Annotated in this window: 27 protein-coding genes and 1 riboswitch; of the genes, 20 read left to right on the plus strand and 7 right to left on the minus strand. The window is 65.3% G+C overall.

The window, feature by feature from the left end:
• Positions 1-95 precede the first annotated feature (95 nt).
• Positions 96-1,223, minus strand: a complete 1,128-nt coding sequence (locus tag FNJ84_RS06730) for an aminotransferase class V-fold PLP-dependent enzyme (protein WP_143792258.1) — start codon at positions 1,221-1,223, stop codon at positions 96-98.
• A gap of 116 nt (positions 1,224-1,339) precedes the next feature.
• On the opposite strand from FNJ84_RS06730, the gene FNJ84_RS06735 reads away from it, so the two are divergent.
• From FNJ84_RS06735 to FNJ84_RS22345, 4 genes are all read left to right on the plus strand, one after another.
• Positions 1,340-2,308, plus strand: a complete 969-nt coding sequence (locus tag FNJ84_RS06735; protein ID WP_221931941.1) for a threonine dehydratase — start codon at positions 1,340-1,342, stop codon at positions 2,306-2,308.
• Between the two features lie 66 nt (positions 2,309-2,374).
• A complete protein-coding gene (locus FNJ84_RS06740) occupies positions 2,375-3,073 on the plus strand; it encodes a type 1 glutamine amidotransferase (RefSeq protein ID WP_143792260.1) in 699 nt (232 codons plus the stop codon).
• Between the two features lie 115 nt (positions 3,074-3,188).
• On the plus strand, positions 3,189-4,550 hold the full coding sequence (locus tag FNJ84_RS06745; RefSeq protein ID WP_143792261.1) for a glutamine synthetase family protein: 1,362 nt from the start codon (positions 3,189-3,191) through the stop codon (positions 4,548-4,550).
• Positions 4,543-4,671, plus strand: a complete 129-nt coding sequence (locus FNJ84_RS22345; protein ID WP_255471084.1) for a hypothetical protein — start codon at positions 4,543-4,545, stop codon at positions 4,669-4,671. The genes FNJ84_RS06745 and FNJ84_RS22345 overlap by 8 nt, the downstream gene beginning before the upstream one ends.
• A gap of 70 nt (positions 4,672-4,741) precedes the next feature.
• On the opposite strand, the gene FNJ84_RS06750 is transcribed toward FNJ84_RS22345, so the two are convergent.
• Entirely contained in the window at positions 4,742-5,422 is a 681-nt protein-coding gene (locus FNJ84_RS06750) for a hydrolase (protein ID WP_143792262.1), read from the minus strand.
• A gap of 252 nt (positions 5,423-5,674) precedes the next feature.
• On the opposite strand from FNJ84_RS06750, the gene FNJ84_RS06755 reads away from it, so the two are divergent.
• The 9 genes from FNJ84_RS06755 (at position 5,675) to murD (ending at position 16,745) form a co-directional block, all read left to right on the plus strand.
• Positions 5,675-6,985 carry an FAD-binding oxidoreductase gene (locus FNJ84_RS06755; protein WP_143793006.1) on the plus strand — a complete coding sequence of 437 codons (1,311 nt, stop codon included), beginning with the start codon at positions 5,675-5,677 and terminating at the stop codon, positions 6,983-6,985.
• A gap of 606 nt (positions 6,986-7,591) precedes the next feature.
• Positions 7,592-8,092 (plus strand): division/cell wall cluster transcriptional repressor MraZ, encoded by a 501-nt coding sequence (gene mraZ, locus FNJ84_RS06760; protein WP_143792263.1) that lies wholly within the window; start codon positions 7,592-7,594, stop codon positions 8,090-8,092.
• 4 nt (positions 8,093-8,096) lie between these two features.
• The gene (gene rsmH, locus FNJ84_RS06765; protein ID WP_143792264.1) at positions 8,097-9,068 is read left to right on the plus strand and encodes a 16S rRNA (cytosine(1402)-N(4))-methyltransferase RsmH; all 972 of its coding nucleotides are present in this window, start codon (positions 8,097-8,099) and stop codon (positions 9,066-9,068) included.
• Complete coding sequence (locus FNJ84_RS06770; RefSeq protein ID WP_143792265.1) at positions 9,068-9,451, plus strand: cell division protein FtsL; 384 nt, start codon at positions 9,068-9,070, stop codon at positions 9,449-9,451. The genes rsmH and FNJ84_RS06770 overlap by 1 nt, the downstream gene beginning before the upstream one ends.
• On the plus strand, positions 9,448-11,277 hold the full coding sequence (locus FNJ84_RS06775) for a penicillin-binding protein 2 (protein WP_143792266.1): 1,830 nt from the start codon (positions 9,448-9,450) through the stop codon (positions 11,275-11,277). Before FNJ84_RS06770 ends, FNJ84_RS06775 begins: the two co-directional genes overlap by 4 nt.
• Before the next feature lie 14 nt (positions 11,278-11,291).
• Positions 11,292-12,776 (plus strand): UDP-N-acetylmuramoyl-L-alanyl-D-glutamate--2,6-diaminopimelate ligase, encoded by a 1,485-nt coding sequence (locus FNJ84_RS06780; protein ID WP_143792267.1) that lies wholly within the window; start codon positions 11,292-11,294, stop codon positions 12,774-12,776.
• Positions 12,773-14,155 carry a UDP-N-acetylmuramoyl-tripeptide--D-alanyl-D-alanine ligase gene (gene murF / locus FNJ84_RS06785; RefSeq protein WP_143792268.1) on the plus strand — a complete coding sequence of 461 codons (1,383 nt, stop codon included), beginning with the start codon at positions 12,773-12,775 and terminating at the stop codon, positions 14,153-14,155. The genes FNJ84_RS06780 and murF overlap by 4 nt, the downstream gene beginning before the upstream one ends.
• A 3-nt stretch (positions 14,156-14,158) precedes the next feature.
• Positions 14,159-15,241, plus strand: a complete 1,083-nt coding sequence (mraY, locus tag FNJ84_RS06790; protein ID WP_143792269.1) for a phospho-N-acetylmuramoyl-pentapeptide-transferase — start codon at positions 14,159-14,161, stop codon at positions 15,239-15,241.
• Between the two features lie 76 nt (positions 15,242-15,317).
• Positions 15,318-16,745, plus strand: a complete 1,428-nt coding sequence (murD, locus tag FNJ84_RS06795) for a UDP-N-acetylmuramoyl-L-alanine--D-glutamate ligase (protein ID WP_143792270.1) — start codon at positions 15,318-15,320, stop codon at positions 16,743-16,745.
• A gap of 25 nt (positions 16,746-16,770) precedes the next feature.
• Here murD and thiD read toward each other — a convergent pair whose 3' ends face one another.
• From thiD to FNJ84_RS06820, 5 genes are all read right to left on the minus strand, one after another.
• Positions 16,771-17,580 (minus strand): bifunctional hydroxymethylpyrimidine kinase/phosphomethylpyrimidine kinase, encoded by an 810-nt coding sequence (thiD, locus tag FNJ84_RS06800; protein WP_143792271.1) that lies wholly within the window; start codon positions 17,578-17,580, stop codon positions 16,771-16,773.
• Positions 17,577-18,197, minus strand: coding sequence for a thiamine phosphate synthase (gene thiE, locus FNJ84_RS06805; protein ID WP_143792272.1), 621 nt, complete (start codon positions 18,195-18,197; stop codon positions 17,577-17,579). The genes thiD and thiE overlap by 4 nt, the downstream gene beginning before the upstream one ends.
• Complete coding sequence (gene thiM, locus FNJ84_RS06810) at positions 18,194-18,985, minus strand: hydroxyethylthiazole kinase (protein WP_143792273.1); 792 nt, start codon at positions 18,983-18,985, stop codon at positions 18,194-18,196. Before thiM ends, thiE begins: the two co-directional genes overlap by 4 nt.
• Before the next feature lie 49 nt (positions 18,986-19,034).
• A riboswitch (TPP riboswitch) is annotated at positions 19,035-19,129 on the minus strand.
• A 27-nt stretch (positions 19,130-19,156) separates the two neighbouring features.
• Positions 19,157-19,618, minus strand: coding sequence for an SRPBCC domain-containing protein (locus FNJ84_RS06815; RefSeq protein ID WP_143792274.1), 462 nt, complete (start codon positions 19,616-19,618; stop codon positions 19,157-19,159).
• Positions 19,615-19,956, minus strand: a complete 342-nt coding sequence (locus FNJ84_RS06820) for a helix-turn-helix transcriptional regulator (protein ID WP_143792275.1) — start codon at positions 19,954-19,956, stop codon at positions 19,615-19,617. The genes FNJ84_RS06815 and FNJ84_RS06820 overlap by 4 nt, the downstream gene beginning before the upstream one ends.
• 152 nt (positions 19,957-20,108) lie before the next feature.
• Between FNJ84_RS06820 and ftsW the strand changes: the two genes are divergently transcribed.
• The 7 genes from ftsW to murB all read left to right on the plus strand — a co-directional run bounded on the left by ftsW (position 20,109) and on the right by murB (position 25,710).
• Positions 20,109-21,275, plus strand: a complete 1,167-nt coding sequence (gene ftsW, locus FNJ84_RS06825; RefSeq protein WP_143792276.1) for a putative lipid II flippase FtsW — start codon at positions 20,109-20,111, stop codon at positions 21,273-21,275.
• Positions 21,275-22,360, plus strand: a complete 1,086-nt coding sequence (locus FNJ84_RS06830; protein ID WP_143792277.1) for a UDP-N-acetylglucosamine--N-acetylmuramyl-(pentapeptide) pyrophosphoryl-undecaprenol N-acetylglucosamine transferase — start codon at positions 21,275-21,277, stop codon at positions 22,358-22,360. Before ftsW ends, FNJ84_RS06830 begins: the two co-directional genes overlap by 1 nt.
• A complete protein-coding gene (gene murC / locus FNJ84_RS06835) occupies positions 22,357-23,790 on the plus strand; it encodes a UDP-N-acetylmuramate--L-alanine ligase (RefSeq protein ID WP_143792278.1) in 1,434 nt (477 codons plus the stop codon). Before FNJ84_RS06830 ends, murC begins: the two co-directional genes overlap by 4 nt.
• On the plus strand, positions 23,787-24,038 hold the full coding sequence (locus tag FNJ84_RS06840) for a DUF2484 family protein (RefSeq protein WP_143792279.1): 252 nt from the start codon (positions 23,787-23,789) through the stop codon (positions 24,036-24,038). Before murC ends, FNJ84_RS06840 begins: the two co-directional genes overlap by 4 nt.
• A gap of 1 nt (position 24,039) precedes the next feature.
• Positions 24,040-24,393 (plus strand): hypothetical protein, encoded by a 354-nt coding sequence (locus tag FNJ84_RS06845; protein WP_143792280.1) that lies wholly within the window; start codon positions 24,040-24,042, stop codon positions 24,391-24,393.
• A 102-nt stretch (positions 24,394-24,495) separates the two neighbouring features.
• Complete coding sequence (locus FNJ84_RS06850; protein ID WP_143792281.1) at positions 24,496-24,675, plus strand: hypothetical protein; 180 nt, start codon at positions 24,496-24,498, stop codon at positions 24,673-24,675.
• Positions 24,676-24,777: 102 nt separating this feature from the next.
• The gene (gene murB / locus FNJ84_RS06855) at positions 24,778-25,710 is read left to right on the plus strand and encodes a UDP-N-acetylmuramate dehydrogenase (RefSeq protein WP_143792282.1); all 933 of its coding nucleotides are present in this window, start codon (positions 24,778-24,780) and stop codon (positions 25,708-25,710) included.
• Positions 25,711-25,876: the final 166 nt, after the last annotated feature.

Consider the following 25,876-nt stretch of genomic DNA (forward strand, 5'->3'; position numbering starts at 1 on the left):
CTGACGGGTTCGAGCCGGATCTGGAAAAGGGGGGGCTTTGCCCCCATCCGGCCTTGCCGGATTCCCCCAGGATATTTGGATCAAAGCGAGGCCGATCAGAGCAGTTTGTCGATGGCGGGTTTCAGCCGCGCCAAAGTCGCCGGGACATCCTTCAGCTTGTCCAGTCCGAACAGACCCAGACGGAAGGTCGAGAAGCTGTCGCCCTCGCCGACTTGCAGCGGCACGCCGGCAGCGATTTGCAGGCCCTCGGCGGCGAATTTCTTGCCTGTCCTGATGTCGGGGTCGTCGGTATAGCTGACCACCACACCCGGCGCGCCAAAGCCCGGTGCGGCGACCGGACGGATACCCTTGGCCGCCAGCATCTCGCGCACGCCATTGCCAAGGGCCCATTGTGCGTCGCGGGCGGCGTCAAAACCCATGGCCTCGGTCTCGCGCATGGCGGCGTGCAGGGACAACAGCGAATCCGTCGGCATGGTGGCGTGATAGGCATGGCCGCCGTCTTCATAGGCTTTCATGATCGCGCGCCATTTCTTCAGGTCCAGCGCAAAGCTGTCGCTGGTGGTTTCGGCCAGCCGCCGCGCGCCCTCGGATGACAGCAGCACCAGACCTGCTGCGGGGGTCGAGGACCAGCCCTTTTGCGGGGCCGAGATCAGCACGTCGACGCCGGTGGCGGCCATATCCACCCAGATCGCGCCCGAGGCGATGCAATCCAGCACCATCAGCGCGCCGACCTCATGCGCGGCGGTGGCCAGTGCGGTGATGTAATCATCCGGCAGGATCAGCCCGGCGGCGGTTTCGACATGGGGCGCAAAGACGATATCGGGGCGGCTGTCGCGGATTGCGGCCGTGACCTCGTCGATGGGCGGGGGCGCATAGGCAGGCTGTGGGGCGTTACCGGCGGGGCGGGCGGTGATGACGGTGGTTTCCTCGGCAAAGCCGCCCGCGTCCAGGATCTGTGTCCAGCGATAGCTGAACCAGCCGTTCCTGACGATCAGTGCATGGGCGCCGCGCGCAAACTGCCGGGCCACGGATTCCATCGCATAGGTGCCGCCGCCGGGAATGATGGCGATTTCTTCGGCCTTGTAGACTCCTTTCAGCGTGGTCGACAAATCGCGCATCACCCGCTGGAATTTCTGTGACATGTGGTTCAGCGAGCGGTCGGTGAAGACGACCGAGAATTCCTGCAAGCCGTCAGGGTCGATATCGGGGCGCAATCCGGGCATGGCGGGTCCTTTCCGTCAGATCTGGGGGCAGGTTAGCGCGGGGCCGGGGCATGGGCCAGCCCGCCTTGTGGCGGAGGCTGCCTGCCTCTACCCTTGCCGCAAACGCAGGAGTCGCGATGTTCACCCGTTCCGAACTGTCACAGGCCGCCACGTTGGTCCACGCCCAGATCCCGCCGACGCCAACCCATCATTGGCCGCAGCTTTCCGCGCGGGTGGGCGCAGAGGTCTGGGTCAAGCATGAAAACCACCTGCCGACCGGGGCCTTCAAGGTGCGGGGCGGCATCACCCTGATCGACTGGCTGCGCCGGACCCAGCCCGATTGCCCCGGTGTCATTACCGCCACGCGCGGCAATCACGGCCAAAGCCAGGCGCGGGCGGCAACGGCCGCCGGGCTGCGGGCGGTGATCTATGTGCCGCGCGGCAACTCGCCCGAAAAGAACGCGGCCATGCGTGCCTATGGCGCCGAGTTGCGCGAACATGGCGATGATTTCGACGAGGCGCGTCTGGCCGCGATGGCTGCGGCCGAGGATGAAGGCCTGTTCCCGGTGCCGCCCTTCCATCGCGAACTGGTGCGAGGCGTCGCCACCTATGGCTGGGAGATGTTTCATGACACCCCGCCGTTGGATGCGGTCTATGTGCCCATCGGCTGCGGCTCGGGTATTGCCGGCGTGATCGCCGCGCGTGACGCGCTGGGGCTGCGGACCGAGGTGGTGGGCGTGGTGGCCGAGGGCGCGGCAGGCGCCAAGCTGTCGGTTGAACAGGGGCGCGTGGTGGAAACGAACAGCGCCGTGACCTTTGCCGATGGCATGGCCGTGCGCGTGCCCGTGGCCGAGGCGCTGGCGATCTATGGCCCCGGCGCCGCGCGGATCGTGGCGGTCAGCGACGACCAGATCGCGCAGGCCGCCCGCGCGATCTTCGAAGGCATCCACAATATCGCCGAGGGCGCCGGTGCCGCCGCCTTTGCCGCGCTGATGGCCGAGCGCGACCGCCAGCAGGGCCGACGTGTTGCCGTGATCCTGTCGGGCGGCAATATCGACAGCGCCAAGGCCGCGACCTTGCTGGCGGGGGGAACTCCGGCGCCGTGACCCCCCTTGCGGCATCGGGGGGCGCGGGCATAGGTTGTGGGTAAGTTCACATCAAGCAGGCTATCCATGCGCATCGGCATTCTTCAAGCTGGTCAGTCGCCCGAGGTTCTGAAAGCCTCTCTGGGCGATTATCCTGACATGTTCACCCGGCTGCTGGCCGGGCGCGGCTTCGATTTCAGCCATTTTCATGTCGAGGGCATGGATTTTCCTGTCAGCCCCGCCGATGCCGATGGCTGGTTGATCACCGGGTCACGCCACGGTGCCTATGAGGATCACGCCTTTATCCCGCCGCTGGAAGATTTCATCCGGCAGGCCTATGCGCAGGGCGTGCCGCTGGTCGGGATCTGCTTTGGCCATCAGATCATCGCGCAGGCCTTGGGCGGGCGTGTCATCAAACACCCGGATGGCTGGGCCGTCGGCACGCAGGATTACGATTTCGAGGGCGAAAAGGTCGTGCTGAACGCCTGGCATCAGGATCAGGTCGTGGACCTGCCGGCGGATGCCCGCGTCGTCGGCACCAACGCCTTTTGCGAAAACGCCGCGCTGGTCTATGGCGACCGCGCCTATACGGTGCAGGCGCATCCCGAGTTCGAGGACGATTTTGTCCAGGGCCTGATCGAGCATCGGGCCAAGGGCAAGGTGTCGCAGGATCTGCTGGATGGCGCGCAGGCCCGGATGGGCGAGGCCAAGGCCGGCAATCAGGTCGCGGACCGGATCGAGGCGTTTTTCAAGCAGCCCCGCAACCTTGCCAAGGGGGCCGCGTGAGGGCGGCAAACCGGGCAACGGACAGAAAACGGCCCGGTCGCGCCACATGGGGCGGACCGATCCAGGACAGGCGCTGGCGGATCTTTCCCGAACCAGCCGCCACAACAGGTGATACATGAAACAACCCGAATGGACGACGCGCATCCCGCAGGCGGCACAGGACTATATCAAGGATATCCGCCTGGACGAGGTGGAATGCATCGTCGCCGATATTGCCGGCGTCGCGCGGGGCAAGGCCATGCCCGCGTCGAAATTCGCCAAGCAGGAAAAGTTCTTTCTGCCGAACTCGATCTTCTTGCAGACCATCACCGGCGAATGGGCCGACAATCCTTCGGGGGCGTTTACCGAACCCGATATGATCCTGACCCCGGATTTCAGCACCGCGACCGCCGCGCCCTGGACCGCCGATTACACCGTTCAGGTGATCCATGACGTCTTTGACCAGGCGGGCCAGCCGGTTCCGATGGCGCCGCGCAATGTGCTGAAGCGCATCGTCGGGCTTTACGAGGCAAAGGGCTGGCGCCCGGTCGTCGCGCCCGAGATGGAATTTTTCCTGGTTGCCCGCAATATCGACCCCAACCAGCCGATCATTCCGCCGATGGGCCGCAGCGGCCGGCGGGCGGCGGCGAAACAGGCCTATTCCATGTCGGCGGTGGATGAATATGGCAAGGTCATCGACGACATCTATGACTTTGCCGAGGCGCAGGGCTTTGAAATCGACGGCATCTTGCAGGAAGGTGGCGCCGGTCAGATCGAGATCAACCTGAACCACGGCGATCCGGTCGCGCTGGCCGACGAGATCTTCTATTTCAAGCGCCTCATCCGCGAGGCCGCGCTGCGCCACGACTGTTTCGCCACCTTCATGGCCAAGCCGATCGAAGGCGAACCGGGCAGCGCCATGCACATGCACCATTCGGTTGTGGATCTGAAAACCGGACAGAACATCTTTTCCGATGAACGCGGGCGCGAGACGCCGCAATTCATGCATTTCATCGCCGGCATGCAAAGGCATCTGCCGGCGGCGGTGGCGTTGCTGGCGCCCTATGTGAACAGCTATCGCCGCTATGTCCCGGATTTCGCCGCGCCGATCAATCTGGAATGGGGCCGCGACAACCGCACCACTGGCCTGCGCGTGCCGATCTCTGGCCCCGAGGCGCGGCGGATCGAGAACCGACTGGCGGGCATGGATTGCAACCCCTATCTGGGCATCGCGGCGTCGCTGGCCTGCGGTTATCTGGGCCTGATCGAGGCCGAAAACCCACGCGCCGAATGCCTGGGCGATGCCTATATGTCCGAGGATGAACTGCCCCTGACCCTGGGCGACGCCCTGGACCTGATGGTCGAAAGCGAGGCGATGACCGGCGTGTTGGGCAAGGAATTTGTGGATGTCTACGAATCGGTCAAGCGCAACGAATACAAGGAATTTCTACAGGTGATCAGCCCGTGGGAGCGTGAGCATCTGCTGTTGAATGTCTAGTATGGGATCGGCCCTGAAGGTCATCGCCGTGACGGTTGGGGCGATGATCCTGGGCGCGGTGATTGCCCTTTTTGCTGCTGCTGGCGGCGGTGTGGCGCTGCGTTCGGCCGGACCGCAATGAAAGGCCGCAAATAATCCGGCCCCGGCGTGCTGCCGGGGCCGTTTGATTGTTCAGCTCGGTTCAGATCGGATCAGCTGCGCTGCGAATCCAGCTCTTCGCCGGTCTGCTCGACCTCGCGGGCCTTCTGGTAGCTTTCGATCAGCAGCTGGTATTCCGGGAAGACCTGCGTATAGATCGCGGCCCATTCACCGGCATCCTCGCGGTGCCAGGTCTTTTGCAGTTCGGATGCCACGGCGGCCGTATCCATCGGCACGGCACCAGCCTGAACCACGCGGGCCAGGGTGATTTCCTCGGCCATCTTGGAATAGGTGCCCGAGGCGTCGATCACCACAAAGACGCGATAGCCTTCAGCAATGGCGCTGATGGCGGGGAAGGCCATGCAAACGCTGGTGATGGTGCCTGCGATGATCAGGGTCTTGCGGCCCGTGGCCTTCACCGCCGCGACGAAATCGGGGTTGTGCCAGGCGTTGATCTCGCCGTGACGGGCGACATATTGCGCATGCGGCGCGTTCTGGTGGATTTCCGGGATCAGCGGGCCGTTCGGGCCCTGCGGCACCGAAGCCGTGGTGATGACCGGGATCTTGGCCAGCATCGCCATCGAGGCCAGCGCACCGGCATGACGGCGCAGCGTGGTCATCGGCATGTCGTTGACGGTCTGGAACAGCCCGCTTTGATGGTCGATCAGCAGCATCACCGCGTCATCGACATCAATCACCGGGGCTTTGCCGTCGAAATTGGCAGGAGTCGACATGATATATGCTTCCTTGTCTTGTTCAGGTGGGTTGAGGGCGGGCTTGCGTGATCCGTTCGTCCGCCGTCATGCCATGTGATCTAATCCAAAATTCAGAACGATAAAGATAATATATGTTCGCAAAACAAGAACGCTAGGTTCTGGACTTCCGGCTTGCCGAACCGGCTGTTGCTGCCCACTGGAGAAACCGCCCGCGATCTGTCATCTCTGTATCTGGTCAGTGTTCTGGCCGCCGCGATGGATGCTGTTGTGATGAACCTGCTTTATGCCAATGACCGGCGGGGCGAATATCCGCCCAGCCTTTACGCCGATACGCGCGACCTGCTGGATCCGTTTCCGCAGCTGAAAGGCGAGATCCGGGCTGATGTGGCGGTGGTGGGGGGCGGCTATACCGGGCTGTCGGCGGCGCTTCATCTGGCGCGGTCGGGTTTCGACGTGGTCTTGCTAGAGGCGCATCGCGTTGGTTTTGGCGCTTCGGGTCGCAATGGTGGACAGCTGGGTTCGGGCCAGCGGCAAGAGGTCGACTGGATGGAACGCCAGCTGGGGCGCGACACCGCCCGGCGGCTGTGGAATCTGGCCGAGGATGCCAAGGCGCTGACCCGCGATCTGGCGGCGCAGGCCGGGGTGCCCGTGCATGATGGCGTGGCCCATGCCTGCCGCAGCGCCGATGAGGTCGCGCATGCCCACAGGCTGGCCGCGCATCTGGCCGAACATTACGGCTATGACAAGGTTGTGCCGCTGGATCGGGATGGGTTTCGGGCGCTGGTGCCCTCGGACGCCTATGTCGGCGGCGATCTGGATGGTGGGGCCGGGCATCTGCATCCGCTGAACCTGGCCATTGGCATGGCCCGGCTGGCTGGGGATGCTGGCGCGCGCATTTATGAGGGCACCCATGTTCACACCATCGAACATGCCCGCAAGGCAAGCGACAAGACCATTCTGCGCTGCGATACCGGGCGAGTCATCTGCGATCATGTGATCCTTGGCGGCAACGGGTATCTGGGTGATCTTTCCACCCCGGTCGCCCGTCGGGTCATGCCGATCAACAATTATATCGTCGCGACCGAGCCGTTGGGCGACCGCGCCGCGCAGGTGCTGACCCGGAACGTGGCCGTTGCCGATACAAAATTCGTGGTGAATTACTGGCGGCTGTCGGATGACGGGCGGCTGATCTTTGGCGGCGGCGAGTCCGTGGGCTATCGGTTTCCGCGCGACATCCGGGCCAAGGTGCGCCCGCATCTGCTGTCGGTTTATCCGGGGCTGAAGGATGTGGCGCTGCCCCATGGCTGGGGCGGCACGCTGGCCATCACCATGAACCGCATGCCCTTCTTTGCCCGGCCGGCGCCGAATTGCCTGTCTGCCAGCGGCTTTTCGGGCCACGGCGTCGCCTTGGCGACACTGGCCGGCCGGCTGATGGCCGATGCGGTCGCCGGACAGGCGGCGGGGTTCGATGCCATGGCCGCCGTGCCCGGCAGCAACTTCCCCGGCGGGGCGATGCTGCGCGGTCCGATGCTGGTCGCCGGGATGAGCTGGTATGCATTGCGGGACCGTCTGGGATTTTAGGGCACCGGCGGCTTGGCGTCGCCTGCTGCTGGGAAATCATGGCACTCGGCCGTGAAATCCGAATCACCAAGCTGTGAAATTGCGTGATTCGTGCCAGATTTCCCGTGTTTCGCCGGCGATTTGATCCATATTTCGTTCTGTCTGGGATTTTGCCCCACTTTTTTCAGTCCGCCATCATTTCACTACATATAGTGTTCGTGGCTGGCTGAGGCGCAATTTTTATACAAATTTCCCTATGATCGGCGTAATGTTCTTATTGTGTTTCGCGGCATTGGTCGAACATGTCTGCGGTTTGGCCCATAGATTTCCATTGCGTCCCATGAAATCCCATGTCACAACTTGAATCACGAAAACGGGCAGTGAAGGGGCAACAAGACCCCGCGAAGGCGAAGCAGGCTTCATACAGGCACCCGTTTTCCAAACATGCCGGCCCAACGTGCGAGCAGCACCTCCCCCAGGTGGCGCGTGGCGGTCAGGCGAACCCCGGAAAGACGGGGCCCAGTAATGGGAACGAGGGCGGCGGATCGGGCAGTGGCAGCGGCCCGATCCGCCCTTTCTCTTTCGGGCGGACCGAAAGGGCGGACAGTGAGGTAAGGAGCAGCCTACGTGGCGCGCAGGTTCAGAGGCTCGGAAGAGGTCAAGGTCGACACGAAAGGTCGTGTCTCGATCCCGGCCAAGTTCCGTCGCGTGTTTGAACAATGCGACCCCGACTGGCAGCCCGGCAATCGCCCCCAGCTTGTCATCGTCTATGGCACCAGCAAGCAGAACCACTTGCAACTTTACACGATGGAGGCGATCGAGGATATCGACCGCCAGATCGACCGCATGCAGCGCGGCACGCCTGAACGCGCCATGCTGGAGGCCTCGATGAACGGTTTCGCCGAAGAGGCCGAAATCGACGGCGATGGCCGCCTGCTGCTGCCCCAGAAGCTGCGCGAGAAGATCGGCCTGACCGAACGCGCCTTCTTCATCGCGTCGGGTGAATATCTGAAGCTGTGGACGCCCGAGGCCTATGCCGAAGATGCCGAGCGTCTTGAGGCGCGCATCCCCGATTTTGAACCGGGCGCCGACCCGCTGTCGCTGTTGCCTGCGCGGGACGAGGGCTGACCAGATGGCCGATCCGCATATCCCGGTCCTGCTGAAGCCGCTTCTCAGGGCGGTCGAACCTGTCGGCGGGGTATGGGTCGATGGCACGTTTGGTGCTGGTGGCTATGCGCGCGGCCTGCTTCAGGCCGGCGCCGGGCAGGTGATCGGCATCGACCGCGATCCTTCGGTCTTTCGCATGGCGCAGGATTGGGCGGGCGAATATGGCGACCGGCTGCGGCTGGTTCAGGGCACGTTTTCCGATCTGGACGACCTGGCCGGCGCGCCGGTCGATGGTGTGGTGCTGGATCTGGGTGTCAGTTCGATGCAACTGGATCAGGCCGATCGCGGCTTTTCCTTCCTGCGCGACGGTCCGCTGGACATGCGGATGGGCGATGACGGCCCCTCGGCCGCCGATCTGCTGAACACCGCCGATCAGGACCAGATCGCAGATGTGCTGTATCATTATGGCGAGGAACGCGCCGCCCGCCGCATTGCGCGGGCGATCGTTGCCGCGCGTCCGCTGGCCCGGACCGCCGAACTTGCCGAGGTCGTCTCGGCCTGCCTGCCGCGCGCGAAGCCGGGGCAAAGCCATCCCGCGACGCGCAGCTTTCAGGCGATCCGCATCTGGGTGAATGACGAATTTGGCCAGTTGATCTCCGGGCTTCAGGCGGCCGAGCGCGCGCTGCGGGCGGGCGGCAAGCTGGCCGTGGTCAGCTTTCACTCGCTTGAGGACCGGATCGTCAAACGTTTCATGCAGGCGCGCGCAAATGCTGCCGGCGGCGGCAGTCGCTATGCGCCACCGACGGAAGCCGCGCAGCCGGCATTCAGCCTGCCATTCCGCAAGGCCATCGGCCCCGACCCGGACGAGCTGGACGAAAACCCGCGCGCCCGTTCGGCCCTGCTGCGCGTGGCGATCCGCACCGATGCACCCGCCAGCCCCGCCGATACGTCCGGGTTGGGCCTGCCAAGACTGCCCTCTGCCATGGGAGGCGCCTGATGCGCTCGATCATCATTCTGTCCTGTGTCCTCTCCGTCATGGGCCTGGCCTTCTGGGCCTATCGCGAGAATTACCGCACCCAGGCCGCGCTGGACGAGATGCGGCAGGTGCAGAACCAGATCGGCCAGCTGCGCGAGGATTTGGGCGTCCTGCGGGCCGAATGGGCCTATCTGAACCGCCCGACGCGGCTGCGCGAACTGGTCGACCTGAATTTCGAACGCCTGCGCCTTGTGCCGATCGAGGCGGGCCAGTTCATCCGGTTGGCGCAGATCGACTATCCCGCGCCGCCGCCCACGCCACCCGTGCGCCCGCAGGCGCGCCCGAAATTCATCAGTGACCGTGCCGCCGGCCTTCTGGTTCCGGCCCGTGAGGAACAGCCATGATCCGCCCCCCCCTGCGCCCGCTTGCCCGTATTCTGCGCGCCCGCGAGACCGGCCAGAACCCCGATGCGATCGAGGCCGAAAACCGCGCCCGCCGCCATGCCGAGATCCAGGACAAGGCCCGCCGCCGGGCCGAAAGCCGGCTGATCCTGATGGCTGCCGCCTTTGCCTGCGCCTTCGGCACCGTGGGCGTGCGCATGGGCACGCTTGCTGCAAGCGAACCGTCCGAGCCGCAGGCGCAGGTCATGGGTGCCCGGATCATGTCGCAGCGCGCTGACATCACCGACCGCGCCGGCCGCGTTCTGGCCACCAACCTGTTGACCTATTCGCTGTATGCCCATCCCCATCAGATGATCGACCCGGAACGCGCCGTGACCGGGTTGATGCGGATATTCCCCGATCTGGACGAGGCGCGGTTGCGCGCCGATCTGACCGGCAACCGCAAGTTTCTTTGGATCAAGAAGAAGATCAGCCCCGAACAGATGCAGGCCGTCCATGATATTGGCGAACCCGCATTGCTGTTCGGCCCGCGCGAGATGCGGCTTTATCCCAATGGCCGTATCGCAAGCCATATCCTTGGCGGCGCCGCCTTCGGTCAGGAAGGCGTCAGCAGCGCCGAGGTTCTGGGCGTCGCCGGTGTGGAAAAAGCCTTTGACGGCTGGCTGCGCGATCCCTCGAACGAGGGGGCGCCGCTGGCGCTGTCCATCGACCTGACCGCGCAATCGGCGATGGAAGAGGTGCTGGCCTCGGGCATGTCCGTGATGAACGCCAAGGGCGCCGCCGGCATCCTGATGGAGGTCAAGACCGGCGAGATCGTGGCCATGGCCAGCCTGCCCGATTTCGACCCCAATGACCGGCCGCGCCCGCTGTTGAAGGGCGATCCCTCGGACAGCCCGCTGTTCAACCGCGCGGTGCAGGGCCAGTACGAGCTTGGCTCGACCTTCAAGATCTTCCCGGTCGCGCAGGCGATGGATCTGGGGCTGGTCAATCCGAACACGATGATCAATTCGACCACGCCAATGCGGATCGGCAAGTTCCGCATCCGCGATTTCAGCGATTATGGCCGGCAGTTGTCCGTGACCGATGTGATCGTGAAATCGTCGAATGTCGGCACCGTCCGCATCGCACAATTGCTGGGCGCGGAACGTCAGAAGGACTTTCTGGTCAAGCTGGGCCTGTTCGAACCCACCCCGGTCGAGATGGTCGAGGCGCCCACCGGCAAGCCGCTGGTGCCGACGCGCTGGCCGGCCGTGACTTCGGCCACGGTGTCGTTCGGGCACGGCATCGCGGCCAGCCCGCTGCATCTGGCGGCGGCCTATGCCACCATCGCCAATGACGGCCGCAAGGTCACGCCAACGCTGGTCCACCGCCGCAGCCGTCCGCAGGGCGAACAAGTGCTGTCGCCGCAGGCCGCCGATCTGGCGATCTCGATGCTGCGTCAGGTGGTGACGCGCGGCACAGCCCGTTCCTCGGAAGTGCCCGGCTATGAAATCGCGGGCAAGACCGGCACCGCCGACAAGCCGCGTCCGGGCGGCGGCTATTACGAAGACAAGGTGGTCTCGACCTTTGCCTCGGTCTTTCCGGCCTCGGATCCCGAATATGTGCTGATCGTGACGCTGGATGAACCTTCGGTGCGCCGCGGTGCCGGGCAAAGCCGCACCGCAGGCGCCACCGCAGCGCCGGTTGCCGCCGAACTGGTCCGCCGCCTGGCGCCGCTGGTTGGCCTTGGCCCGATCAGCGACGAAAAACTGCCGAACATCGCGGCACGTTTCGAGCCTCATGTTGAACCCGCGGCCCCCCCTGCTGTAAAGGTCGTCGCAAATAACTGACAGGTGGCGGGACAGTGGCCGAGACGGACAAGAAGCTTTCAGATCTGGGGCTGAGGGCAAGAAACGGGCGTGACCCGCGCATCACCGGGATTTCGCTGGATAGCCGGCAGGTTCAGCCGGGGCATCTGTTCGCGGCGCTGCCGGGATCCGAACGCCACGGCGCCGATTTCATCCAATACGCGCTGCGCATGGACGCGGGTGCCGTGCTGACCGACCGCAAGGGGGCAGAGATCGCCGCCGATGTGCTGAAGGACTGGGATGGCGCGCTTGTCGTGACCGAGGATCCCCGTGCGGCGCTGGCCGGTGCCGCCGCGCTGTGGTTTGCCGCCCAGCCCGAACATGTGGTCGCCGTCACCGGCACCTCTGGCAAGACCTCGGTTGCGAATTTCACCCGCCAGATCTGGCAGGCGCTTGGCTACAGCGCGATCTCGATGGGAACGATGGGGGTGCAGGGCGATTATCAGGCCAAGCTGGCCCATACCACGCCCGATCCGCTGACCCTGCACCGCGTTTTGGCCGAGGCTGCCGCCGCTGGCGTGACCCATGCCGCGATGGAGGCATCGTCCCACGGGCTGGATCAGCGCCGGCTGGATGGCGTTCGGGTTCAGGCGGGGGCCTTCACCAATTTCAGCCAGGATCATCTGGATTATCACAAGAATTTCGACGACTATTTTGCCGCCAAGGCACTGTTGTTCAACCATATCCTTGATGAAGGCGCCGCTGCCGTCATCAATACCGACAGCGATCGCGGCGTGCAGATGGCGGGCATTGCCCGCGACCGGGGCCTGCCGCTGACCACGGTGGGCCGGGCCGAGGGCACGGACCTGCGCATCCTCGATCAGCGTTACGATGCCACCGGGCAGGACCTGCGCTTTGCCGTTGCGGGCAAGCCCTATCTGGTGCGCCTGCCGCTGATCGGCGGGTTTCAGGCGGAAAACGTGCTGCTGGCCATGGGGCTGGTCATGGCCGCCGGCGATCCGCCCGAGGCGATCATTCCCGCGCTGCCCGGCCTGACCACCGTGCGCGGCCGGATGGAACTGGCCGCGCAGCGCGACAATGGTGCGGCGGTGTTTGTCGACTATGCCCACAAGCCCGGCGCGGTGATCGCGGCGCTGCAATCGCTGCGCCCGCATGTGATGGGCCGCATCGTCGTGGTCATCGGCGCGGGTGGCGATCGCGACACCGGCAAGCGCCCGCTGATGGGCCAGGCCGCCCGCGATTTTGCCGATGTGGTCATCGTCACCGATGACAACCCCCGGACCGAGGATCCTGCCGCCATCCGCGCCGCCGTGATGGCCGGCGCCGGCCCCGACGCCATCGAGGTCGCGGACCGGGCCGAGGCGATCTTGCGCGGTGTCGATGCCCTGCAACCGGGCGATGCGCTGCTGATCGCCGGCAAGGGCCACGAGACCGGCCAGGTCGTCGGACATGACGTTTACCCCTTTGATGACGCGGAACAGGCATCCGTTGCCGTCGCCGCGCTGGATGGCAAGATATGAGCCTGTGGACCGCAGCCGATGCCTCTGCCGCCACTGGCGGGCGGGCGCAGGGCGATTGGGTGGCGTCGGGCGTTTCCATCGACACCCGCACGATTCAGCCGGGCGACCTGTTTGTCGCCTTGCAAGCCGAACGCGATGGTCATGATTTCGTTGCTCAGGCGCTGGAAAAGGGCGCGGCTGCCGCGCTGGTCGACCGCATCCCCGATGGCGTTCCCGCCACCGCGCCGCTGCTGATCGTCCCCGAGGTTCTGCCCGCCCTAGAGGCGCTTGGCCGGGCTGGTCGCGCCCGGACGCAGGCAAAAGTGATCGCCATCACCGGCTCGGTCGGCAAGACCTCGACCAAGGATATGGCCCGCGTGGCGCTGACCGGACAGGGCCGCATCCACGCCGCCGAGGCCAGCTATAACAACCACTGGGGCGTTCCCCTGACGCTGGCGCGGATGCCCGTGGCCACCGATTTCGCCATTATCGAGATCGGCATGAACCATCCCGGCGAAATCGCCCCTCTGGCCCGCATGGCGCGGCCCCATGTGGCGATGATCACCACCATCGCGCCGGCGCATCTGGAAGCTTTTGACAGCATGGATGGCATCGCCCGCGAAAAGGGCGCGATCTTCGAGGGGCTGGTCACGATGGGCACCGCCATCATCCCCGAGGATCTGCCGACCACGCCGATCCTGCGTGACTGTGCCGACCGGGCCGGCGCGCTGGTTGTCGGTTTCGGGCAACACGGCATGGCCAAGCCGCTGAAGGTGATGCCCGGCGATGGCCGCCTGCGGCTTCACGCCAATATCACTGGCCAGATCGTTGATTTCACGCTGGAAACCACCGGCGCGCATTTTGCCATGAACGCCATTGGGGTGCTGGCTGCGCTGAATGCGGCCGGTGCTGACGTGAAGCTGGCGGCCAAACGCCTGGGCGACTGGTTGCCCCCGAAAGGGCGGGGCGCGGTCGAGATGCTCGGCGCGATCCGCCTGATTGACGACGCATTCAACGCCAATCCTGCCTCGCTGGCAGCGGGCCTCGCCACGCTGGTCGGGCTGACGCCCGGCCGCCGCGTCGCGATCCTGGGGGACATGCTGGAACTTGGCCCGGACGAGATCGCGCTGCATGCCGCTGTCGCCGATGATCCGGCCATGGCATCGGTCGATCTGATCCATCTGGCCGGTCCCCGCATGCGTCACCTCTACGATGCCCTGCCGCCCGCCAAGCGCGGGGAATGGGCCGAAACCGCAGCCGAGCTTGCCGCCCGCGCCACTGATCTGGTGCGGCCCGGCGATATCGTTCTGGTCAAGGGCTCGAAGTCGTCAAAGATTTCCGCCGTGGTTGACGCGCTGCGCAAATCGGGGCAAACGCCCCCGCCGGTAACAGGGATTTAGACGATGTTGTATTGGCTCAGCAGCCTGTCCGAAGGGGGCGACCTCTTCAACCTGTTCCGCTATATCACCTTCCGCGCCGGCGCGGCCTTCTTTACCGCGCTGATCTTTGGCTTCATGTTCGGGCGCCCGCTGATCAACTATCTGCGCCGCACCCAGAAAAAGGGCCAGCCGATCCGCGATGACGGCCCCGAAACGCATTTCGTCAAGGCCGGTACGCCGACCATGGGCGGGCTTCTGATCCTGTCGGCGCTGTTCACCTCGACCCTGCTCTGGGCGCGGCTGGACAATGGCTATGTCTGGATGATCCTGACCGTGACGGCGGGCTATGCGGCCATCGGTTTTGCCGATGACTATGCCAAGGTCAGCAAGATGAACACCAAGGGCGTCTCGGGTCGGGTGCGCATGGTGCTGGGGCTGGCGCTGGCTTTCGTCGCTGCCGCCTGGACCATGTGGCTGCAACCCACTGGTCTGACCGGCATGCTTGCCCTGCCGATCTTCAAGGATACGCTGGTCAATCTGGGCTGGTTCTTCCTTCCCTTCGCCATGATCGTCATCGTCGGCGCCGCCAATGCGGTGAACCTGACCGACGGCCTGGACGGGCTGGCGATCATGCCGGTGATGATCGCGGCAGGCACGCTTGGCGTCATCGCCTATACGGTCGGGCGCGTCGACTTCACCAATTACCTGGGCGTCCACCATGTCCCCGGCACGGGTGAGATCCTGATCTTCGTCTCGGCCCTGATCGGCGGCGGGCTTGGCTTTCTGTGGTATAACGCGCCGCCCGCTGCGGTCTTCATGGGCGATACCGGCTCGCTGGCCCTGGGCGGCGCGCTCGGTGCCATCGCCGTCGCCACCAAGCATGAAATCGTGCTGGCCATCGTCGGCGGTCTGTTCGTGGTCGAGGCCCTGTCGGTCATCATTCAGGTGCTTTACTTCAAGCGCACCGGCAAGCGGGTATTCCTGATGGCCCCGATCCACCACCATTTCGAAAAGAAGGGCTGGGGCGAGGCGCAGATCGTCATCCGCTTCTGGATCATCGCCCTGATCCTGGGGCTGATCGGCCTGGCCACGCTGAAGCTGCGCTAGGGCCTGCTTTGGTCGTCAAATATCCTCGGGGGTCCGGGGGCAGACAGCCCCCGCTCCGACAGTTCGGAGAAGGCACATGATCCCCGTTCAAGGCGTCGAAAACCAGACCATCGCCGTTTTGGGCTTTGGCCGCTCGGGCAAGGCCACCGCCGCCGCGCTGAAAGCCGGCGGCGCCCATGTCATCGCATGGGATGACGGCGTCGACACGCGCGAGGCCGCCGCCGCAGATGGCTGGGACATCGTCGATCTGACCCGCGATGCGGGCTGGCAGGGCGTTTCGGCGCTGATCACCAGCCCCGGCATCCCGCATCTTTATCCCAAACCCCATCCGGTCATCGAAAAGGCCCTGCGCCTTGGGGTGCCGGTCGATAATGATATCGGCCTGTTCTTTCGCAGCTTTGCCACCAGTGATTGGAACGAGTTCGACCGCATCCCCCGTGTGATTGCCGTCACCGGCTCTAACGGCAAATCCACGACCACGGCGCTGATCCATCACATCCTGACCGAAAGCGGTCGGCCTACACAGATGGGCGGCAATATCGGCACCGGTGTTCTGTCGCTGAACCCCGCCGAGGATGGCGAGGTCATCGTGCTGGAGCTGTCCAGCTATCAGACCGACCTTGCCCGTGCCTTGACGCCGGATGTGGCGGTCTTCACCAACCTGTCGCCTGATCATCTGGATCGCCATGGCGGTCCGGGGGGCTATTTCGCGGCGAAGCGCCGCTTGTTTGCAGAAGGTGGCCCGGACCGTGCCGTGATCGGCGTTGATGAGATCGAGGGGCTGTATCTTGCCGATCAGCTTTCCATGGCTCCTGCGGATGATCGGGTGATCCGGGTTTCGGCCGAGGCGAAACTGGACGGTCCCGGCTGGTCCGTCTTTGCCCGCAAAGGCTATCTTGCCGAATATCGCAAGGGGCGTCAGGTGGCCTCGATCGACCTGCGCGAGGTCAAGGGGCTGCCGGGGGCGCATAACCACCAGAACGCCTGTGCCGCCTATGCCGCCTGCCGGGCCGTGGGCCTGCCCCCGCGCGAGATCGAGGCGGCGCTGCACAGCTTCTCGGGTCTGCCGCATCGCAGTCAGACCGTGGCCGAAATCGGTGGCGTGCGTTACGTCAATGACAGCAAGGCCACCAATGTGGATGCGGCCGCCAAGGCGTTGCAGGCCTTTGACCGGATCCGCTGGATCGCCGGGGGCTTGGGCAAGGACGGTGGCATCGCCGCGCTGCAACCCATTCTGTCGCGCGTGACCAAAGCCTATCTGATCGGTCATTCCGCCCGCGATTTCGCACTGGAACTGGGTCAGACCCCCTATGAAATCGCTCAGACGATGGATCAGGCCGTCGCCCATGCCCATGCAGAGGCGCTGCCTGGCGAAACGGTGCTGCTGGCGCCGGCAGCCGCGAGTTTTGACCAATACCCGAACTTCGAAAAGCGGGGCGAGCATTTCACCTTGCTGGTCGAGGCTTTGGCGCGGGGTCAGGGGGGCGCTGCCCCCATGGCCTGACGGCCATTCCCCCGGGATATTTTGATCAAAGCGAGGCTGCCTGTGCCGGAAAATGGTTCAGGGGGCCATGGCCGCTCTGGCTGCCGACCGACAGGGCGTCTGCCGATGCGATGGCGGCGGTGACATAGGCCTTACTGCGGTCGACGGCACTGACAAGCGGCAGGCCCCGGCCCAGCCATGTGGCCAGGGCCGAGGACAGGGTGCAGCCGGTGCCATGAGTGTTGCGGGTGGGGTGGCGGGGGGACTCGAACCACCTCTGGGTTTCGCTTGTGACCAGCAGGTCGGGGCAGGTCTCGCCGGGCAGGTGGCCACCTTTCAGCAGCACCGCTTGCGGGCCGAGGCCAAGAAGGGCCGTGGTTTGTTGTAGCATGGCGTGGCGATCGGTTGCGACCGCCTGGCCCAGCAGGTCGGCTGCCTCGGGCAGGTTCGGGGTTATGACCGTAGCCAGCGGCAGCAGATCGCGGCGCAGTGCCGCCACCGCTGCCTGTTCAAGCAGCCTGTCGCCGCCCTTGGCCACCATGACCGGATCCAGCACGATGGGGCCTCGCAGCCCTTGCAATGCCCGAGCCGTGGCAGCGGTGATCGCGGCATTGCCCAGCATGCCGATCTTGACCGCGTCGATACGGATATCTGCCCTGATCGCCATGACCTGATCGGCGATGAATTCCGCAGGCGGCAGAAATGCGCCGCTGACGCCTTGGGTATTCTGCACGGTCAGTCCCGTGATCGCGGCCATGGCATATCCGCCATTGGCCGCGATGGTCTTGATATCGGCCTGAATGCCCGCTCCGCCCGAGGGATCCGATCCGGCGATGGACAGGATGTTCGCGATCATGGCGCGCCCCATTCGCGCACCAGTTGTCGGGTTGCCTGTTCGGGGTTTTCAGTGCGTGCGATGGCCGAGACATAGGCCGCCCCCGCCACGCCCGCCAGACGCAGGGCGCGTGCGTCGCCAAGCGCCAGCCCTCCGATCGCGATGGCGGGGCAGGGCGCGCGGGCTGCGATCAAGGCCAGCCCGTCAAAGCCAAAGGGCGCGGCATGGTCGGGTTTCGTCGCCGTGGCCCGGACCGGGCCGGTGCCGATATGGTCGATGCAGCCCGGCGGTATCGCGGCCAGTTGGGCCGGGTTGTCGATTGACAGGCCCAGCATCATCTTTGCGCCGATCATCGCCCGGATCCGGGCCGGATCGCCATCGCCCTGACCGATATGCAGCCCGTCGGCAACAGCCTCTAGCGCCACCTGGGCGCGGTCATTGACGATCAGCGCCACGCCCATGGGGGCCAGGAGGGATTTGATTTGCCGCGCGGTGGCGATCAGCTGGTCATCGGTCGCGGTCTTGTCGCGCAGTTGCACGGCCCATGCGCCGCCTTTTGCTGCGGCAAGCGCCTGCTGAGCCACGGGCAGCGGCGCGGTGGGATCGGTGACGAAATAGACGGGTCCAGGCTGTCTCATGCTGCGGTGATCCTTGCGCCAAGGTCCAGATCCGCCGGTGTCAGCCGGTGCAACGCATCCAGGAACAACGGTTGAAAGCTGCCCGGCCCGGCGGCACGTTCCCCCGCAATCTGCCCCGCCAGCCCGTAATAGGCCAGCGCCGCTGCCGTCGCGCTCAGCCGATCGAGGGTGACGGCGCAGAAGGCTGCGACGATCCCGGTCAGCGCGCAGCCAAGCGCCGTGACCCGAGGCATCAGCGCATGGCCATTGGCCACATGCAACGCGCGGTCCCCGTCGGTCACGAAATCGACCGGCCCGGTCACCGCGACCACGCCGCCGATCCGCACGGCCAGATCACGGGCGGCCTGATGCGCCGCCTCGACCTGGTCCCCTGCATCCGCCCCCTTTGAGGCCGAAGCTGCGCCGGCCAGTGCCAGCACCTCGGATGCATTGCCGCGAATGACCGGCGGGCGTGCGGCCAGCAGCCGTTCACAGGCCTGCCGGCGGAACGCTGTCGCTCCGGCGGCGACCGGGTCCAGCACCCAGACGCGGCCGCGGCCGTTCATCACCGCCGCCGCGTCCAGCATGGCATCGAACCAATCCGCGTCTGGCGTGCCGATATTGAGGCTGAGCGCATCGGCGATGCCCGCGAACTCGCCCGCCTCTTGCCGCGCATGCACCATCGCCGGCGAGGCGCCCGCCGCCAGCATGACATTGGCCATGACATTCATGGCGACGTAGTTGGTGATGTTCTGCACGAGTGGCGCAGATTGGCGCATCTGCGCCAGATAGGTTCCGGTATCGTTCATCTTGCCCTCGCATTCGGGGCGAAGGCAGGCCGGGGCAGGGCGCGGATCGAGCGCTGGCCCCGCGACTTCCTCCGCCGGCATTATCCGGTTCAGGTTCAAGGGTGCGTCTCAGCCCGCGTGTCGCAAGCGCCCCTGTCGCGAGGTCATGGAGAGCAGCAGCAGCCGCAGAAGTCAACCAGCCAGCAGCTTGTCGAGGTTGGCGTAGGTCGCCTCCATCCCCTCGGTCATGCCGACGGCCAGCGTCTGATCGCGGGCTTCCGCATTGGCAAAGGTGATCACCATATGCATCTCGGTGCCGTCCTCGACTGCGATCAGCCGGGTTTCGATATGGTTTTCCATATAGCCATATTCGGGCCATGATTCGCGGTGCCGGATCAGTGTCGGGGCCTCTAGCAAGTCATAGGTCGCGATCATGTTCATATCGGTGCCCTCGTTGTCCCAGGTGAAATGGTGCTGGCCACCGACCACTGCCTCGCCGGTCAGTGATTTCAGCGCGCCGAAGTCACTGGTCATCCATTGCCGCATCAGCGCGGTATCGGTGATCGCCTTCCAGACCTTTTCGGGCGGGGCCGCAAAGCGGCGCGTGACGACGACATCGCGGTCGCCTTCGGCCTTGGCAATCAACTTGGTCATGGGTCTTTCCTTTCAGTTGGAAGATCGGGCATTGCCGCCAGCACCTGATCCAATGCGCGGAAACGGGCATCCAGCGTGGCCAGGAAGGGCCCAAACCACGCCGCCGTTTCGGCGATGGCCTGATGGCGCAGGCGTCGCGGACGGGCTGTGCCTTCGATGCGGGTTTCGATCAGCCCGGCCTGTTCCAGCACCTTCAGATGCCGCGATATGGCGGGCTGGCTTATGCCGAAGGGCTGGCACAGTTCCGCCACCGTCGCTTCGCCCTGCGCCAGTCGCTGTATCAGCGCGCGGCGGGTGGGGTCGGCAAGGGCCGCAAGTCGAGTATCGAGAGTATCCATAATGAAGTTGTTATATAACTGTTTCGTTATTTAATCAAGCCATGTCGGACAACTGAGGAAAAACGCCAGTAGCATGGCTTGTGGAATCAGGCTATGCTGCGACCAGATCCGGGAAAACCGGACATGGCAGAGGCAGTGAAGGCGGTATTTCCATGACCGAGATGGTCTTTGGCGCCACGTCCGTTCGGGCGGGTGATCCGATTCTCCCACGTTGGTGGCGCACGCTGGACAAATGGTCCCTGATCTGCGTGCTGGGACTGTTCGCAATGGGGCTGTTGCTGGGCCTTGCCGCGTCGGTGCCGCTGGCGGAAAAGAACAATCTGCCCCGGTTTTACTATGTTCAGCGCCAGGCGGTGATGGGCGGGTTCGGGCTGGTCGTGATGCTGGTCATCTCGATGCTGTCGCCCCGTCAGGTGCGCCGCCTTGGCGTGCTGGGCTTTCTGGGTGCGTTCCTGGCCATTCTGGCGCTGCCGATGATCGGCACGGATTTTGGCAAGGGTGCTGTCCGCTGGCTGTCCATCGCCGGGGTGTCGGTGCAGCCGTCCGAGTTTCTGAAGCCCGGTTTTGTCGCGCTTTGCGCCTGGTTCATGGCCTCTAGCCAGGAAGTCGGTGGGCCGCCGGGCAAGGCCTATTCCTTCATCGCCGCAGTGGTGGTGGTCGTGCTGCTGGCCTTGCAGCCCGATTTCGGACAGGCCTCGCTGTTGCTGTTTTCCTGGGGCGTGATGTATTTCGTCGCGGGTGCGCCGATGATCCTGCTGATGGTGGTGGCGGCCATCACCATCTGCGGCGGTGTCTTTGCCTATGGCGCATCCGATCACTTCGCCCGCCGGATCGACGGTTTTCTGTCGCCCGAGGTCGATCCCCGCACGCAGCTGGGCTATGCCACCAATGCCATTCAGGAAGGCGGCTTCTTCGGCGTTGGCGTGGGCGAAGGCACGGTCAAATGGTCGCTGCCCGATGCCCATACCGATTTCATCATCGCCGTCGCGGCCGAGGAATACGGCCTGATCATGGTGCTGGCGATCATCACGCTTTACTGCATCATCGTCACCCGGTCGCTGTTGCGCTTGCTGAAGGAACGCGATCCCTTTGCACGCATTGCCGGCACCGGGCTGGCCTGTGCCTTTGGCGTGCAGGCGCTGATCAATATGGGCGTCGCCGTGCGGCTGCTGCCCGCCAAGGGCATGACGCTGCCCTTTGTCAGCTATGGCGGTTCCTCGGTCATCGCCTCGGGGATCGCCATGGGGATGCTGCTGGCACTGACCCGCACCCGCCCGCAGGGCGAGATCGCCCAGATCCTGCGCAGGGCGGGGCGCTGATGGCGGGAAAGCTTGCCCTGATCGCCGCTGGCGGAACCGGCGGTCACATGTTCCCTGCGCAGGCGCTGGCCGAGGTGCTGCTGGCCGAGGGTTGGCGCGTCAAGCTGTCGACCGATGATCGCGGCGCGCTTTATGCCGGTGGGTTTCCGGCGGCGGTGGAACGCAGCATCGTGGCCTCGGCCACGACGGCGCGGGGGGGGGTGCTGGGCAAGCTGGCCGCGCCTTTCAAGATCGCATCGGGCGTGCTGGCCGCGCGCCGGGGGTTTCGCGCCGACAAGCCCGATATCGTGGTGGGGTTCGGCGGCTATCCGACCATCCCGGCCATGTCGGCGGCGCTGACCATGCGCTTGCCGCGGATGATCCATGAACAGAATGGCGTGATGGGCCGGGTGAACCGCGCCTTTGCCGCCCGCGTCGATACCGTCGCCTGCGGCACATGGCCCACCGAACTGCCCCAGGGGGTGCATGGCATCCATACCGGCAACCCGGTTCGCGCCTCGGTCAAGGATCGCGCGGGCACGCCTTATCGCGTGCCGGGCGATGGCCCTCTGCACATCGTCGTCATCGGCGGCAGCCAGGGCGCGCGCGTGCTGTCCGATGTGGTGCCTGCCGCCATCGCCGCCCTGCCGACCGAGATGCGCCCCCGCCTGCGCGTCGCCCATCAGGCCCGCAAAGAGGATCACGATCGCGTGGTTGCCGCCTATCGCGCCGCAGGTGTCACCGCCGAGGTGCGCCACTTCTTCGACGACGTGCCCGCCCGCTTTGCCGAGGCGCAACTGGTCGTCGCGCGTTCTGGTGCCTCGACCATCGCGGATCTGACGGTGATCGGGCGCCCTTCGATCCTGATCCCGCTGCCCACGGCCACCAATGATCATCAGACCGCCAATGCGCGGCCTTTGGCCGATGCCGGCGCCGCGCTGATGCTTCCTGAATCCGTTCTTGACGCCGAAAGCCTGACGCGCGACATGCACGCGGTCCTTTCCGATCCTTCACGCGCCTCGGCCATGGCTGCCGCCGCGCTGTCCCTCGGCCGCCCCGATGCGGCCCGCCGCCTTTACGATCTCGTCACGGAGCTTGCCGTATGAATGCCGCCGCCGCCACCAAACTGCCCATGGAACTGGGTCCTATCCATTTCGTCGGGATAGGCGGCATCGGCATGTCGGGCATTGCCGAGGTTCTGCTGACCCTTGGCTATCGCGTGCAGGGCAGTGACCTGAAGCGGTCCAAGATCACCGACCGGCTGGAAAAGCTGGGTGCGACCGTGTTCGAGGGCCAGCGCGCCGAGAATATCGGCGAGGCCGGCGTCGTGGTCATCTCGACCGCGATCAAGAAGGGCAACCCCGAGCTGGAAGAGGCCCGCCGTCGCGGCCTTCCCGTCGTCCGCCGCGCCGAGATGCTGGCCGAACTGATGCGCATGAAATCCAACATCGCCATCGCCGGCACGCATGGCAAGACCACCACCACCACCATGGTCGCCACGCTGCTGGATGCGGGTGGTCTGGACCCCACGGTCATCAATGGCGGGGTGATCCACGCCTATGGCAGCAACGCGCGGGCGGGTGCTGGCGAATGGATGGTCGTCGAGGCCGACGAGTCGGATGGCAGCTTCAACCGCCTGCCCGCCGATATCGCCATCATCACCAATATCGACCCCGAGCATATGGAGCATTGGGGCAGCTTCGACGCGCTGCGTCAGGGTTTTCTGGATTTCGCCTCGCGCATTCCCTTCTATGGCCTTGCCGTCTGCTGCACCGACCATGCCGAGGTGCAGGCGCTGGTCGGCAAGCTGACCGACCGCCGCGTGACGACCTTTGGCTTCAACGCGCAGGCCGATGTGCGGGCGATGAACCTGCGCTATGAAAACGGCATCGCGCATTTCGACATTGCGCTGCAATGCGAAGGTCCGACCGATACCGGCGATGTCGAGATGATCGAGGGCTGCACCCTGCCCATGCCGGGCGATCACAATGTCAGCAACGCACTGGCCGCCGTGGCCGTCGCCCGCCATCTGGGCATGAAAAAGGCCGAGATCCGCGAGGCGCTGGCCAAGTTCGGTGGCGTGGGTCGCCGCTTTACCCGCGTGGGCGAGGTGAACGGCGTCACCATCATCGACGATTATGGCCATCATCCGGTGGAAATCGCCGCCGTTCTGAAGGCCGCCCGTCAGGCGACGCAAGGTCGTGTCATCGCCGTGCATCAGCCGCACCGCTATTCGCGCCTGTCGAACCTGTTCGAGGATTTCTGCACCTGTTTCAACGAGGCCGACGTGGTCGGCATCGCCGAGGTCTATGCCGCAGGCGAAGATCCGATCCCCGGCGCAACGCGCGACGATCTGGTCGCGGGGCTGATCGCTCATGGTCATCGCCACGCCCGTGCCGTGATCGACGAAGAGGATCTGGCGCGACTGGTGCGCGAGCAGGCCCGTCCGGGTGATATGGTGGTCTGCCTTGGCGCAGGCACGATTTCGGCCTGGGCCAATGGCCTGCCTGAACGCTTGCAGGGGAAGGCCGCGTGACGGCGGCCGCCTATCCGCCGCTTGCCGCCGCATTGATCTGGCTGGTGCTGGCGCTGCTGGTGCCGTTGCTGGCTGCCCATCGCCATCTGGTCGCGACATGGGCCCTGGTCGTTCTGGGTGTGCCGGTCCTTGGCTGGCTGACGCTGCGCGGTGGTCCCGCTGCCGGGATCATCGGCCTGGCGCTTGGGGTTCTGGTGCTGTATTGGCGCCCGTTTACCCGCCGCCGCGACGCCACTCCGGCGGAATGAGATGAACCCCTGGCTGGTCGCCGCCCTTTGCCTCATGGGGGCGGGTTTCATCGGTTACTGGTCGGCCTCGCGCGGGCCGTGGTGGCCGGCGACCGTGCTGTCGCTGTTGCTGGCGGTGATTTCCTTGCAGCTGTATTTCGCCTTTCGCGGTGATGGCACCTATCACGATCTGGCCGCATGGACGGCGATGACCTTCACGGTGATGCCGGGGCTGGTGGCTGCCGTCGCAGGCATCTGGCTGGGCGGGGTGCGTGGTCCGGGCAGGGCGGCGATCTGGCGCGGCTGGCAGGGGCAGTTGACGGGGCTTGCATTGGCGGTGGCGCTGGCCGCGCAGATTGCTGCCGCGTTGATCTAGGGCCGCGCAATCATGGCCCTTTTCCTTCTTCTTGGGCTGGCCGTGCTGATCGGCTTCGGCGCCGTGGCCCCTATCGCCGCGCGGCATGGCCCGAGCTAGCCCATGGCATTCGCGGTCCCGGCGGCGCTTGCCATCGCCGGATTGGGTATCTGGCTGGTCGTGGTGGACAGGGATGAATTTGGTGCCATCTTCGGCGGGTCAATCCTGCTGTTTCTGTTCTTGCCGGCAGTTCTGGGCGGTCTGATCGGCCTTCTGAAACGGCCTGATCGCACCGGGGGCTGAAAGCCCGTTGCCCTGCCATGTGGGCTGATCCTGGCCGCGCTTGCCTGATCATGCTGGTCTGACCGAGTTGACGCCCCGCCTCGGCATGGCTACCAGCACCGGATGACCTTCGATATTCCCGCGCCCCGCGGCGCGCTGACCCCGAACCGACCCCTTGACGGGCTGACATGGCTGCGTGTCGGCGGCCCGGCCGACTGGCTGTTCCAGCCCGCCGATGCCGAAGATCTGGTCGCGTTCCTGGCCGCGCTGGACCCTGCCGTTCCGGTCTTTCCCATTGGCGTGGGCAGCAACCTGATCGTCCGGGATGGCGGTATCCGGGGCGTCGTGATCCGGCTTGGCCGCGCCTTCAACGACATCGAGATCGAAGGCCAGACCGTCATCGCCGGCGCCGCCGCGCTGGACGCCCATGTCGCCCGCCGCGCCGCCGATGCCGGGCTGGACCTGACCTTTTTGCGCACCATTCCCGGCAGTATCGGCGGGGCGGTGCGGATGAATGCCGGCTGCTATGGCAGCTATGCCGCCGACCACCTGATCGAGGCCCGCGCCGTCACCCGTGACGGGCAGCAGGTGACACTGTCGCCCGACGACCTGCGCTTTGCCTATCGCCATTCCGAATTGCCCGAGGGCTGGGTTCTGACCGCCGCCGTCTTTCACGCCGAAATCGGCGACCCCGATGCCCTGCATGCCCGCATGGCCGACCAGCTTGCCAAGCGTGATGCGACACAGCCGACCAGGGAACGCAGCGCCGGCTCGACCTTCCGCAATCCTGCCGGGTTCAGCAGCACGGGCCGTGCCGATGACACGCATGAGATGAAGGCCTGGTCACTGATCGACGCCGCCGGCCTGCGCGGGCACAGCTGGGGCGGGGCGCAGATGTCGGAAAAACACCCGAATTTCCTGCTGAACGCCAATGGCGCCACCGCGGCCGAGCTGGAGGAGCTGGGCGAATTGGTCCGCCGCCGCGTGCTGGAAAACAGCGGCCATGATCTGCAATGGGAGGTCATCCGCATCGGCGACCCTCTGCCTGAAGCCTAGGGCAGGCCAGGTTCGGGGCCCGGCGGCAAAAATTGGGCTTTTGCGATTCAACCTTTGCGGCTAAGGTAATGGTTACATACCGAATATAGCGCAGGACCGGGCCGAACCCGACCGCGCGAAGCAGATGAAAAGCCCGGAAAAACCGGGCGCGAAAGGCGAAATCGTG

Source organism: Paracoccus sp. M683, from assembly GCF_007096355.1.
Classification (GTDB): domain Bacteria; phylum Pseudomonadota; class Alphaproteobacteria; order Rhodobacterales; family Rhodobacteraceae; genus Paracoccus.

Coding starts and splice junctions, on each gene's coding strand:
- FNJ84_RS06750 (WP_143792262.1), bottom strand. CDS start 5,422: ATGTCGACTCCTGCCAATTTCGACGGCAAAGCCCCGGTGATTGATGTC.
- FNJ84_RS06845 (WP_143792280.1), top strand. CDS start 24,040: ATGAACCCCTGGCTGGTCGCCGCCCTTTGCCTCATGGGGGCGGGTTTC.
- murF (WP_143792268.1), top strand. CDS start 12,773: ATGAGCCTGTGGACCGCAGCCGATGCCTCTGCCGCCACTGGCGGGCGG.
- FNJ84_RS06745 (WP_143792261.1), top strand. CDS start 3,189: ATGAAACAACCCGAATGGACGACGCGCATCCCGCAGGCGGCACAGGAC.
- FNJ84_RS06730 (WP_143792258.1), bottom strand. CDS start 1,223: ATGCCCGGATTGCGCCCCGATATCGACCCTGACGGCTTGCAGGAATTC.
- FNJ84_RS06830 (WP_143792277.1), top strand. CDS start 21,275: ATGGCGGGAAAGCTTGCCCTGATCGCCGCTGGCGGAACCGGCGGTCAC.
- murD (WP_143792270.1), top strand. CDS start 15,318: ATGATCCCCGTTCAAGGCGTCGAAAACCAGACCATCGCCGTTTTGGGC.
- murC (WP_143792278.1), top strand. CDS start 22,357: ATGAATGCCGCCGCCGCCACCAAACTGCCCATGGAACTGGGTCCTATC.
- FNJ84_RS06775 (WP_143792266.1), top strand. CDS start 9,448: ATGATCCGCCCCCCCCTGCGCCCGCTTGCCCGTATTCTGCGCGCCCGC.
- FNJ84_RS06735 (WP_221931941.1), top strand. CDS start 1,340: ATGTTCACCCGTTCCGAACTGTCACAGGCCGCCACGTTGGTCCACGCC.
- FNJ84_RS06740 (WP_143792260.1), top strand. CDS start 2,375: ATGCGCATCGGCATTCTTCAAGCTGGTCAGTCGCCCGAGGTTCTGAAA.
- FNJ84_RS06850 (WP_143792281.1), top strand. CDS start 24,496: ATGGCATTCGCGGTCCCGGCGGCGCTTGCCATCGCCGGATTGGGTATC.
- rsmH (WP_143792264.1), top strand. CDS start 8,097: ATGGCCGATCCGCATATCCCGGTCCTGCTGAAGCCGCTTCTCAGGGCG.
- thiD (WP_143792271.1), bottom strand. CDS start 17,580: ATGATCGCGAACATCCTGTCCATCGCCGGATCGGATCCCTCGGGCGGA.
- FNJ84_RS06820 (WP_143792275.1), bottom strand. CDS start 19,956: ATGGATACTCTCGATACTCGACTTGCGGCCCTTGCCGACCCCACCCGC.
- thiM (WP_143792273.1), bottom strand. CDS start 18,985: ATGAACGATACCGGAACCTATCTGGCGCAGATGCGCCAATCTGCGCCA.
- murB (WP_143792282.1), top strand. CDS start 24,778: ATGACCTTCGATATTCCCGCGCCCCGCGGCGCGCTGACCCCGAACCGA.
- thiE (WP_143792272.1), bottom strand. CDS start 18,197: ATGAGACAGCCTGGACCCGTCTATTTCGTCACCGATCCCACCGCGCCG.
- ftsW (WP_143792276.1), top strand. CDS start 20,109: ATGACCGAGATGGTCTTTGGCGCCACGTCCGTTCGGGCGGGTGATCCG.
- FNJ84_RS06815 (WP_143792274.1), bottom strand. CDS start 19,618: ATGACCAAGTTGATTGCCAAGGCCGAAGGCGACCGCGATGTCGTCGTC.
- FNJ84_RS22345 (WP_255471084.1), top strand. CDS start 4,543: ATGTCTAGTATGGGATCGGCCCTGAAGGTCATCGCCGTGACGGTTGGG.
- mraY (WP_143792269.1), top strand. CDS start 14,159: ATGTTGTATTGGCTCAGCAGCCTGTCCGAAGGGGGCGACCTCTTCAAC.
- FNJ84_RS06770 (WP_143792265.1), top strand. CDS start 9,068: ATGCGCTCGATCATCATTCTGTCCTGTGTCCTCTCCGTCATGGGCCTG.
- FNJ84_RS06755 (WP_143793006.1), top strand. CDS start 5,675: ATGAACCTGCTTTATGCCAATGACCGGCGGGGCGAATATCCGCCCAGC.